This window comes from Desulfuromusa kysingii (assembly GCF_900107645.1).
GTDB lineage: Bacteria > Desulfobacterota > Desulfuromonadia > Desulfuromonadales > Geopsychrobacteraceae > Desulfuromusa > Desulfuromusa kysingii.
Map to the genome: position 1 here is coordinate 1 of NZ_FNQN01000011.1, position 11,788 is coordinate 11,788.

General features: G+C 46.7%; 6 protein-coding genes. 2 read left to right on the forward strand and 4 right to left on the reverse strand.

Going from position 1 to position 11,788, the window contains the following annotated elements:
- Positions 1 to 2,222: leukotoxin LktA family filamentous adhesin (locus tag BLU87_RS15050; RefSeq protein WP_139167586.1), on the reverse strand; the 2,222-nt coding region annotated here is incomplete at its 3' end.
- A gap of 532 nt (positions 2,223 to 2,754) precedes the next feature.
- Here BLU87_RS15050 and BLU87_RS15055 point away from each other — a divergent pair.
- The gene (locus BLU87_RS15055; protein WP_092350330.1) at positions 2,755 to 4,602 is read left to right on the forward strand and encodes an autotransporter assembly complex protein TamA; all 1,848 of its coding nucleotides are present in this window, start codon (positions 2,755 to 2,757) and stop codon (positions 4,600 to 4,602) included.
- Complete coding sequence (locus BLU87_RS15060; protein ID WP_092350332.1) at positions 4,599 to 8,495, forward strand: translocation/assembly module TamB domain-containing protein; 3,897 nt, start codon at positions 4,599 to 4,601, stop codon at positions 8,493 to 8,495. Before BLU87_RS15055 ends, BLU87_RS15060 begins: the two co-directional genes overlap by 4 nt.
- A 47-nt stretch (positions 8,496 to 8,542) precedes the next feature.
- Here the strand turns inward: BLU87_RS15060 and BLU87_RS15065 are convergent, their stop codons facing one another.
- The 3 genes from BLU87_RS15065 to BLU87_RS15075 form a co-directional block, all read right to left on the reverse strand.
- Positions 8,543 to 8,734 carry a hypothetical protein gene (locus BLU87_RS15065; protein ID WP_092350334.1) on the reverse strand — a complete coding sequence of 64 codons (192 nt, stop codon included), beginning with the start codon at positions 8,732 to 8,734 and terminating at the stop codon, positions 8,543 to 8,545.
- A 109-nt stretch (positions 8,735 to 8,843) separates the two neighbouring features.
- The gene (gene pyk / locus BLU87_RS15070; RefSeq protein ID WP_092350336.1) at positions 8,844 to 10,295 is read right to left on the reverse strand and encodes a pyruvate kinase; all 1,452 of its coding nucleotides are present in this window, start codon (positions 10,293 to 10,295) and stop codon (positions 8,844 to 8,846) included.
- Between the two features lie 81 nt (positions 10,296 to 10,376).
- On the reverse strand, positions 10,377 to 11,711 hold the full coding sequence (locus BLU87_RS15075; RefSeq protein WP_217637531.1) for a glycerate kinase type-2 family protein: 1,335 nt from the start codon (positions 11,709 to 11,711) through the stop codon (positions 10,377 to 10,379).
- Positions 11,712 to 11,788: the final 77 nt, after the last annotated feature.

An 11,788-nucleotide genomic window follows, 5' to 3' on the forward strand; every position in this document is an offset into this window, starting at 1 on the left:
AGACCGACACTGGCACCAACACCCACAGCAGCGGGTTCGTCTCCACCTGAGTTTTTAACACTGGCTTTTGACTCAACAGTGGCTTCGGTATTGTTGTTAGACTCCAGATTGACGTGACCAGATCCCGCATCGACCTGTGCTCCGGTCTTAATTGCTGCTTCTGTGGTATTAACAGAAACATTCAACCCCAGAGCGCCAGCAACACCAACATTCTTTGATCCAGAACCCGAAGTCGCTGTGGCAAGATATGAAGACGCCGTATCAGCATCTCCTTCAGACGTCGTATAATCGGCCATCGTCGCAGCAACATCGACGCTCGTCGCAGCAATATCGGTATTTTCACCGATATAAGCCCGATTATTTTCATTGCCGATATTCACCGCAACGGCAACTCCGACACCAACATCACCTTGCGTTGCCGAACCATCAGCGTTGGCTGAAGAGTTGGAAAGAGATTTTGCACTCACTGTTAGTGCACCCATCCCCGTTTGAACATTTGAATCATCATCAGTGGTGAGATCAACGTAGGCCTGAGTATTGGCATTGGCCATATCAGTTACAGCTAAAGCACCGGCCAGAGTAACCTTGCTCGAACCTTGATCGTCAGTCTCAGTTGTTTCAGGACCGTACTTATCTAAATTATCCTGAGTCCCCTCACTGTTCTCACTCGCCCCTTTAGAGGTCGATTTTGCCACAGTTTTGATATTGTTGAGCGACTCGGCGGTGACATTAATATCGGGCTGATTGATCAGTTCGGCGTTACCGTCGATATAGGCTTTTGCTTCGCTGCGCTTGACAACAGTGACGGCAGCAGAACCACCAGCGGCTAGATCACCGCCAGTAGAGCCATCCGCAGTCGTATTTACGGTGACCTTGTTATTGGATGAAAGATCCAATTCTTGAGCGAGATTCAAGATTGTATCGCCACCGATATGAGACACCGCCGAAGAATCAACAATCGTCGTCGCCACAGCAGCATCACCCGAAACCGGCAACGACGTTGAACTCGCATCCGCTTGAGTATCTGCGGCAACAGTTGATGTCGCAGCAACAGTTAACGCTCCAGTTTCAGTCGTCAAGTGACTATCATTAAGCTCAACGCTAGCAACGGAAGAGACGTCAACGATCGCCGCATCAACAGCAAGATCAACGGGTGTCCCGGCGGCACTGGCCGTCATGGACGAATCAGCTGAGATCGCGATGGAGCCGGCACGAATCGTGGTGTCAGTTATGGCAACAGCAGCGTTTGTGGAATCAATTACAGCTATTTGTTCATGATCGGCCTGATCAACTGCAGCCAGAGTCACATCACCCGCCTGCAATTGGGCATCATCATTATAGGAATAGAGCTCTGCACCGGATGAAAGGGTAACGGCTTGAGCGTGAATATCGATGTCACCAGCTTTGTTTGATTCCCCTACGCCATTGGCAGCGATGGTCCCGCCATCAACGGTCACGGCATTTTCGGCACGGATATAGATATCACCACCAACAACCTCGATCTTTGCCGCGCTTTGCAGATCGTTGACATTGACGACGTCGCTGAACGTTGGCGCAGAACCGCTAAAAGACGCACCCGAAGCGATCACACCACTATTATTGACGCTCCCACCCAAGAGAGTGATATCACCAATACTATTAAGTTCTCCAGCAACAGAAATAAGACCATTACCATTTAATGGCACGCTGCCATCGAGCAACATATCAACAGATTCTTGCTGGGGATCACCTGCACCAAGAAAGAAACTATCCATAAAACTCTGCGTCGGGGTACTGATCGATAAGGCACCAACGTTAATAATGCCTTGATTACCAATAATGACTCCATGCGGATTAGCAAAAAAAACATGGCCACCTATTTGTCCATCTTTAATCGAATTGAGGAGACCATTGATCGTGCTCTGTTCAGAATGGACCAGATTCATCAGATTGGTCGTTGTCCCTGGCAGGTACAGATTCACGACATCGCCAGAACTGACGTTGAAGGTTGAAAATGAATTGAATGCGGTATTATTACGGATTGTCGCAGTCGTCACATCCGTAACATGATCGACAGTCGCCAGACTGGTTGCTGTCTGGCCGTCAATAACAATTTCAGCAGCCCAGGCAAAATTAGCAAAAAAGAAGTGACACAGAGTCAAAAGAGTCACTAATTTTCTTCGTTTACTTGTGTTGAATTGAAAAAAGATCCCTCGATATTGAACCTTGCCTGTTTTACCCATTTCGATATCCCTCTCACCAGATATGAAGATGACTACAATTCTGTAGCGTGATCAAATTAGTTTATGCCGATACTGAACGTCATAATCCTCAGCGCATGAACCCAGAGATTCACAGCAATTATCCAATCAGTAAACAGATATAGGGCTTTTCATTTGGTGGTAACGGCCCCTCCATAGGTTCATATGCATATTTGAAGGGTCATGTTAAGATTGGTACAGCTACAGTGGCAGGTGCAGCAGATCAATGTAATGTTACTAGCATATAACTAATTACAAAAAAATCCAGAAAATCAATGCATAATACTTATAAATAATGATTAAATTCAAGTTCTTATTGAAAAATATTGATTAGGTTCAAGCTGTTATCAGTCAACGATAAGATTAAATCGGCTACCCTGCTAACAAAGATCAAAATCAACTTTAGGGTCGTGAAATCGGCAACCGACAAGCTGACAAACAACTGTCTTATTTAAAATTATGCTACTGTAAATTTGTCACTGGATTCTCTTTCTTAAGGTTGTCCCTCTAATCAATGGATTTACGTGGTGACAACATTCAACTTGAAGTGAAGATGTTACCATTTGAATATCAATCTATTGTTGTTGGCGAACAGAGATATCAATCTGGACAGATGATGAAGATTTTACTGATCATTATCGGCTTTATTTGCCTCACCACCCTTCCCTGCTCTGCTGATAATCTTCAGATTAATATTGAGATCGATCATTCTGAATTACACGAAATCCTGCAATCCGCTATTGTCATCCCTTCGGCCCTCAATAGTACCGACACCCTAAATCGTCATTGGTTAAGGTATTACCAGAAGCAACTTCCCAGACAGATCAGCAACGCGCTTCAACCTTATGGTTATTTCCATAGCGAGACAAAAATTAAAAGTGAACAGACTGCTGAAAATGAATTTTTGCTTAAAATTAAAGTCAAACCAGGTGAACCGGTTAAAATTACGTTACTGCAATTGTTATTATCTGATCAAAGCCAACAAACGGAGGAATTGCGACAACTGCTTAAAGAATTTCCCTTAAAAGAGGGGGACATTTTGCGTCAGGACCTGTACGAGCGGGGAAAATCTCTTCTACTTCAGGAGGTTGTCAAACGCGGATTTCTTGACGCACAATTTCAGACTCATCAGATACACGTATATCAGCAGGAAAATCGTGCAGAGATAACCCTTCTTTTGGCCCCTGGGCAACGTTACCGCTTCGGCCAGACAACGTTTATTGGTAACAGCAACTATCCAGACCGGTTCCTCAAACGTTATCTGAGCTATCGTCCTGGCAACAATTTTTCGCAACAACAACTAAATCAGACACAACTCAATTTGCTGAACACAGACCTGTTCAAGAAAGTCAATATCTCACCCGATAGCGAGCATGCCACCGATGAGCTGATGCCAGTCAGTATTGAGTTGCAACCCGCACCACGACACAGTCTGCGTCCAGGAATCGGCTATGGAACCGACACCGGTGCCAGATTCAGTTTGCGTTATCGTGAGTTGAACCTGTTCCAACTTGGTCACGAACTCAAGGGAGAGCTATTAGTTGCACAAAGAAAACAATCCTTGGTCACCACCTACATCATTCCCGATATAAAACGGCTTGACAGCCAGACTAAGCTCCGCATCGGTTATGACCGGGAAGAGAGTGACAGCTACCTGAGCCGGAAACTATTTACGGAAGCTGAATATCAGCGGTCTCTGGGGCGACCCCTGTTAGCTTCTGTTTTTCTCCGCTTGACTCAGGAATACTCAGAGGTAGCCGATGAAACCGACAATTCGCAAATGTTATTACCTGGCGCCCGGTTACAATGGCAAAAGGTGGACAATCTGATTATGCCCCGCTATGGATTCCAGGGGAATGTTGAAATCAAAGGGGCACATTCGGCCTTTTTATCCGACACCAGTTTGTTACAACTCAGCGCTCAGTCAACCAGCTTGATTCCGCTACCATATAACTCGTCCTTGATGATCCGATTACGCGCTGGTACGACTTGGCACAACGATTCATTCCAAGAGTTGCCCGCTTCATTACGTTTTTTTGCCGGTGGTGACCAAAGCGTCCGTGGTTATGCTTATCAATCTCTTGGCCCTAAAGATGATGAGGATCAGGTTATCGGTGGCAAGCACCTGCTAGTATCTAATTTAGAAATTGAAAAACGGTTGACCTCAAAGTGGGGCGGAGCACTTTTTTATGACGTCGGTAATGCTTTTGATTCACTCGACGAATATGAGCTTGAACAAGGAGCCGGAATCGGAATTCGCCGCTACACACCGATAGGTCCCATCCGTGTTGATCTGGCACGGCAAATCGGTACCAGTTCACCGCGTTGGCGAATTCATTTCAGCATGGGGTTTGGTTGGTGAAAATCGGGTTAATAACTACGTCACTTTTATTGCTGTTATTGTTGAGCCTCATCGGTGGTAGTCGCTGGCTATTATACTCGAGAGCTGGAAGCAACTGGGCCGTCAGGACGCTATTAAGCTCACAGCAAGGGCATATCGGCGAGATCAACGGAACCCTTATCGGCACGCTTCATTTACAGGATTTACAGCTTGGTCCAGCAGCAGATGGGATAAGCTGTGCTAATCTGCAAATTACGACTCAACTACAAAACCTCGTACCTTTGCGATTGCAGATTGACGTGCTCGATCTGCGTGGGCTCCAAGTCACACAAAAAACATCTGACCAGCAGAATCAACCACCAGAACTGCAATGGCCTCATCTTCCCTGGTGGTCAAAATTCATCCATATTGATCTCAATGAATTTCAACTTGTCGACTTCCAAATCCAGAAACAGAGCGAAGAATCCTTCAGAAGTGAACGGTTACAAGGACAAATCATCTGGGATGGGCAGCGCTTACTGATTTCTGACCTCCTGATGCAGTTGCCTGAATTAACGATTCAGGGTCAGTTGGAAGCAGATTTTGGTCAGCAGACACTGGTTTTAGCGTTAGAAGTGCAGCAGCGACAAAGTGAAACAAACTGGCAGACAATTGCTATAGCGACCGACCTCCAAGCGACGGACAAGCTGCTGTTAGCTGGACCAGTAACAGCCGATGTTCGCAACAATCAAGAACCGATACTTGCGATCACTGGATCAATAGGGTTGAGCAGTGCAACCATTGAATTTCAAACTTTGAAATTGCAACGCCCCGATAATACCGGCAGCCTGACAGCTTCGGGACAATTAAATTTCTCTCAACTCCCCCCGAACTTGAATAGTCATCTGCAATTCAACGAACTCGATCTGCAACCAGAAACAGGCCAGCAGATCAAGCTCTCCGGCGAATTAGATTTCAGTGGAGATTTGCATAATTATCATGGCGGATTCAATCTGACCAATCACGCAGATCCACCACTAAATATCAGCTTGACTGGGGACTACAGCGGTGACCAGAGACAAATACATCTCGATAAACTTACAGGTCGATTGCTAAATGGCACATTCGGTGGTCAGGCGCTGCTCAGCTGGATCAATGGTTGGCAGATTGAGTCACAACTCTGGAGCCGCAAATTGAACCCGCAACTTTTGAATGAGCAACTCAAGGGGGAACTGAATATTGATTTGCAAACACAGCTCATGTCTATTGACGGTAACCTCAATGGACGTTTAGCCCTGCAACTGCACGACTCTTCCCTCCACAATCAACCCCTGCATGGCAACGCAGAATTGCTGCTCAAAAATCGCCAGTTCGAGATGAGCCAGCTACAACTCCAGGGTGACGGAATCAGTCTACATGGAAACGGTAAGCTTAACGATAAGATTCAATTTACTGTGAATATTGAGCGACTGGAGCAATTGTTCGCTACATCTCAAGGAAAATTAACCGCTGGTGGTTGGTTCAGAATCGAGCCGAAAGGGTTAAAGGCTGAGTTTCATGCCGAAATGGAACAGCTGCGATATCAGGATTGGCAAATTGAAAAGGTAGATTTTAGCGGCAAAACTCTCGCCGACCAGAACAACTGGACAATACAATTTGACGGTCAGAATCTCTCGGGGTCTCATCTTCAGCTTGAGCTGGAACGGATCCATGGACAATTGCAAGGCTCGCTAGCAAAGCATGAGCTGCAGCTCAAAATCAACCAGCAAGGCAGTGACCTGCAAACGGATATGGCAGGCGGTTGGGCGGATATGGTCTGGCGAGGTCACTTGATCTCCCTGGTCGGTGTAGACCAACGACTCGGTCACTGGCAGGCACGTCATACTGTGCCGCTACTATTATCTTCTACACGTCTCGAACTTGATAATCTAGAGCTGACTAGTGACGATCATGGTGAGTTAGGAATTCATGGCTATTTTCTCCCTTCCAGCCAAACGGTAGAGGCCACTATCCAATGGGACAAGCTCGACCTTGCCATCCTGCAAACCTGGTTGAAAGACTGGGATATCGCTGCTAAAACGAGCGGTTCAGTCAGCTTAACTTCAGGAACGGAGCCACATCTGCGTGGGGTAGCATCGCTGACAGGCACCTTGAAAAAAGAGCATCTGGACCTCAACTTTCAGCAAGCCCGGTGGCAAGCTAACTGGGGTGATCAGGGGTTGAAAAGTGATTTGAAGCTGCAACTGGATGATGGCTCAAAGCTGCAAGTCCAATTCACATCAGCAGACGGAATGGATGGCCATTGGCCCCTTCATGGAACATTACAGTTTCAAGGACAGGATCTCCCTTTAATGCGATCTCGACCCTGGTTGCCTCCGGGTCTAAACCTAAGTGGAACGCTCGATTGGCAAGTGTTGGCGCATTGGCAGCCAGTACAACCATGGCAGATCACAGGTACAGCCAAAATCACCAACGGCCAAGTTTTCCGCCAGGAAGAGGACGACCTTATCAGCGCCCGACTCAACGCAGCCAAGCTAAGCTGGGACTGGGAGCAGCAACTCTCTGCAATACTTGAGCTGCAACTGGAGGACCACGGCACGATCAACACCGAACTCAGATTGCCAATTAAGGCTAATTGGCCCGTCAAGTGGGACACAATGCAACCTGTCAGCGGAGAGTTACATTCCAAATTAGAGGAACAGGGATTACTGTCAATCCTCCTCCCTGGACGGGTGCAACAGAGTCATGGCCAGATCAACCTGGACCTGTCGTTATCTGGAAACGGTGAACAACCTCTTCTGCATGGCGATGTTCAACTGTTAAATGCTGGGGCTTTTTTACCAACCCTCGGTATCCGACTCAACAATATAAATATGATCAGCACCATCGACACCAATGAAATCAAGATTAAATCTTTACTGCTGAACTCTGCCGAAGGAGATCTGAGTGCGCAAGGGACGTTGAACTTTGCACAATGGCGACCGCAGAACTATCAACTGCAAATCAAAGGTGAGCGGTTTCAATTGATCAATTTGCCAGAACTGCAAGTTCTGGTCACGCCGGAGCTGAATGTTAGCGGAGACATGAGTAACATCCAACTGCGTGGCACCCTGACCATTCCTGAGTTACTTATCAGTAAGCAGAAGAGAAACAGCCTGGCGGAAAACAGTCCTGACTTGTTAGTGGTCGATGACTCTTCTCCGGCTGAAACAGGTTTTAAATTAACTCATGATATTGATATACAATTGGTGCTCGGCGATCAGGTTCTGCTTAACAGTGTAGGGATTGATGCCAAACTTGATGGCCGCTTGCGCCTAAAATCGACGGTACGTCAGGAATTGGCAGCATTTGGGGCGATTCACGTCGTCAAAGGAAAGTATTCTAGCTATGGCGTCAGTCTTGACATCACCAAGGGGAACCTGTTTTTCAATGGAGGAGCACTCGATCAACCTGCTCTCGACATTCTAGCGTTACGTAAATCCGGTGAAGTCGAGGCCGGAGTGCAAGTCACCGGAACCCCCAAGCAACCCGTAGTACAGCTCTATTCGGAGCCAACGATGGCAGACACAGACATCCTCTCTTATATTGTTCTTGGCCGTCCAGTCGGGGGAAGCAACAGCCAGAGTAGCCTGTTGATGTCGGCCGCGGGAGCGCTCCTATCCCAGGGAGAATCGGCGGTGTTACAAGAAAAGCTTAAGGGACGCTTGGGGCTCGATGTCCTCGATATCAGTGCTGGCGATGGAGATGTCAGCTCCTCAATCATCACCACTGGAAAATATCTGAACCCCGACCTCTATATCAGTCTTGGGTATTCATTGTTCAGCAACAGCAACGTATTTAAACTCCGCTACAATCTCACCCCGGACTGGGAGGTTGAATCCAACATCGGTGACGAAAGTGGCATTGATCTATTTTACAAGATTAACAGTAAATAGTCTGACAGCTATAAAATCAGCGCTGGGAGCGCTCTGAACGGAATGTCTTAGGCTGTAAAGCTATCCTTGAATTTATTATAGACGTCTTGAACCTCACGACTCAGACCAGAAAATGTTTCAACTTGCCCCTCTGTCAGCTCATCCCAACTGATATAGTTAGCCCCAGATTCATTGATAATATTTACAAATACATCAGGAACTATTTCTACCGACTCTTTAGAGTTAACTTTGATCATCATAAGATTATGGTCTCCTTTTTGAATGTCTTAAACCTGAGAGATTAATTCCTCAGAGCATCAAGTTTTGCGCAGTTTCATACAAACTTGCAGAATTGTCAAAAAGAACTTTCTATTGCCCCTGAGGTGACTCTGGATGTCTTTCCAGTTGGTGAACTTTTAACATATTTGTTGTACCGGGTGCCGACAACGGTATCCCCATGGTGATGACAACCACGTCACCGGGTTGTAAAAGATGACCATCAAGAACTGCAGTCTCAACAGACAGAATTTGTGCTTCAGTATTTCCCTGATGCAGCACTAACAATGGATGGACTCCGCGATATAGGGCCAACTGACGTTTCACCTGTCTATTGGGAGTCACCGCAATAATCGGCAAGGAGGGTCTGTATTTAGCGATTAAAGCCGCTGTACTCCCCGTTTGTGTGAAAGCGAGGATTGCAGCTGCGCCAATAGTTTCAGACAAATGGCAAGCAACCTTCCCTATAGCATCCGAGTGGCTCAACGGACAAAGCGATTCTCCAGTCGCGGCGTTGACTCTTATTCCCAGAGCCGGTTCTGTTTCAACATCTCTGGCGATACGATCCATCACTCTAACCGCCTCAATGGGATAGAGTCCGGCGGCGGTCTCTCCTGAAAGCATGACGGCATCGGTGCCATCGAGAATAGCGTTGGCGACATCTGAGGTTTCGGCGCGAGTTGGACGGGGTTGGGAGATGATACTTTCCAACATTTGCGTGGCGGTAATAACCGGCTTACCCTGCTGATTACACTCGCGAATAATTCGTTTCTGAATCAAAGGGACATGCTCAGAAGGGACTTCAACTCCTAAATCCCCACGGGCAACCATGACCCCATCAGTCACGGCCAAAATGGCAGAGAAATTTGTGACGGCTTCAGGTTTTTCTATTTTTGCAATAACCTTCATCCCCGAATTTTGATCCTGCAATTTCTTTTTTAAGAGACTCACTTCAGATGCAGTACGGACAAAAGAGAGGGCAATCCAATCGAGTTCTTGTTCAATCGCAAATTGTAAATCATCAAAATCTTTTGTGGTCATAGCTGGAGCTGAAACTTTAACTCCAGGCAGATTAATCCCTTTCCGATCTTTTAGTAGCCCCCCGACCTTGACCAAACAGTGAACCTTCCCTGATAGAATCCTTAAAACTTCGAGTTCAAGTCGACCATCGTCAAGCAAAATCTGATCCCCGGGAACAACATCGTTAGGGAGATCCTCATACGAGGTAGGAATCAAACCATTTGCACCCTCAATATCGGCCGTAGTAATGATAACTTTTTGACCTGCATCCAATTTTTGACTACCATTTTGCATCATTCCCGTACGTATTTTTGGTCCTTGCAAGTCGCCTAAAATTGAGATAGTGATGTTAAGTTCAGCGGCAAATTGACGCAGTTGTCTGATCCAAACCTCTTTCTGCTCATAACCGCCATGAGAAAAATTCAATCTAAAAACATTAACGCCCGCTTTGAGCAGTTCTCGCAGTTGAGCTTTCTCGGAACAGGCAGGTCCCAGCGTGGCAACAATTTTTGTTCTGCGATACATTTTTCCTCCCGCAGGGTGATAGTCATCTTGACGTAATAACGGTAGATGACTGATAACGCAATAGTGGATGGGCTGTCGGTTTCAAGTCATCAGGACAATCCGTAGATCCATCACATTGGTATTGGTTGGTCCAGTCTTGTAAAGATCATTCAAACTGGCGAAAAAATGGTAAGAATCATTGTCTTCCAGATAAAGATGCGGATCTAAACCCGCCACTAACGCCCGTTGCCAAGTGGTCCCATCAACGATTGCGCCAGCAGCATCTGTGGGGCCGTCTGATCCGTCAGTCCCCGCACTGAAAATCGTACTGTTCTCCATTCCGGCCATTTTTATGGCTGCAGCTAAGGCAAATTCCTGGTTCCTGCCCCCCTTGCCGGTTCCCAGAATTTTGACAGTTGTTTCACCACCAGAAAGCAAACAAGCGGGTCTTTGCAAGGGTTGCCCATGAGTAGCCACTTCACGCGCAATGGCAACATGAGTCGCAGCAAGTTCCCGCGCCTCTCCTTCAAGCATAGAGGAGAGCAGCACCGTGTGATACCCCAAATCTTCAGCTTTCTCTTTAGCTTTGAGCAAGGCGTCAAAATTACTGGCGACTATCACATTTTGAGTGCGTTTAAAAAACTTCTGTCCGGCTTTAGGCGTCTCCGCAACAGTTCCGGCAATCCCCGCATCAATATGTCTTAATACATTCCGAGGGATGACATTGATGATAGCATAACGTTCAAATATTGACTTGCAATCTGCAAATGTTCGTGGATCGGGGACACAAGGACCAGAGGCAATACTGTCGAGATCGTCACCGACCACATCAGACAAAATCAAACTTATCAAGGTCGCCGGATAAACAGCTCTGGCCAACCCTCCCCCTTTGAGCAGAGACAAATGTTTTCTCACCGTATTGATCTCATGAATGGTGGCGCCACAGGAGAGGAGACTCTGGGTCGTTTTTTGCTTATCCTCAAGGGAGATGCCATCAACCGGCAATGGCAATAAGGCTGAACCTCCACCAGAAATCAAGCAGACAACAAGAGTCTGTTCATCGGCAGAAGTCGCAAGTTGATAGATTGCTCTGGCACCAGCTAATCCATTTTGATCCGGGATGGGGTGGCCCGCCTGGGAAATTTTAACCCTTTTCAGCTCTTCCAGATGGGCATATTTAACCGTGATAAGTCCTGCGGAAATGCGCTCCCCTAGAATTTCTTCGACAGCTTTAGCCATTGATGCAGCAGCTTTACCGGCACCGATGACAAACAGATTTCTAAATCGACTGAGATCATAACGATGATCAGCAACAGTAAAAATTTCATCTTCCAGGCGACAGAAGTTCTTGATAGCGATTCCTGGAGCAACAGCCTGCAAACCAGCATGGAATATTTTTATGGCATCTTGACGGTTTTTAGATAGCATATCGTTCATGAGATCTTCCAGTCGGTTGACGAAACATTTGTGCGAATAATGACATAATGCACCATTTACGATTCAGATTTCCACCT

Coding starts and splice junctions, on each gene's coding strand:
- BLU87_RS15055 (WP_092350330.1), top strand. CDS start 2,755: ATGGATTTACGTGGTGACAACATTCAACTTGAAGTGAAGATGTTACCA.
- BLU87_RS15065 (WP_092350334.1), bottom strand. CDS start 8,734: ATGATGATCAAAGTTAACTCTAAAGAGTCGGTAGAAATAGTTCCTGAT.
- pyk (WP_092350336.1), bottom strand. CDS start 10,295: ATGTATCGCAGAACAAAAATTGTTGCCACGCTGGGACCTGCCTGTTCC.
- BLU87_RS15075 (WP_217637531.1), bottom strand. CDS start 11,711: ATGAACGATATGCTATCTAAAAACCGTCAAGATGCCATAAAAATATTC.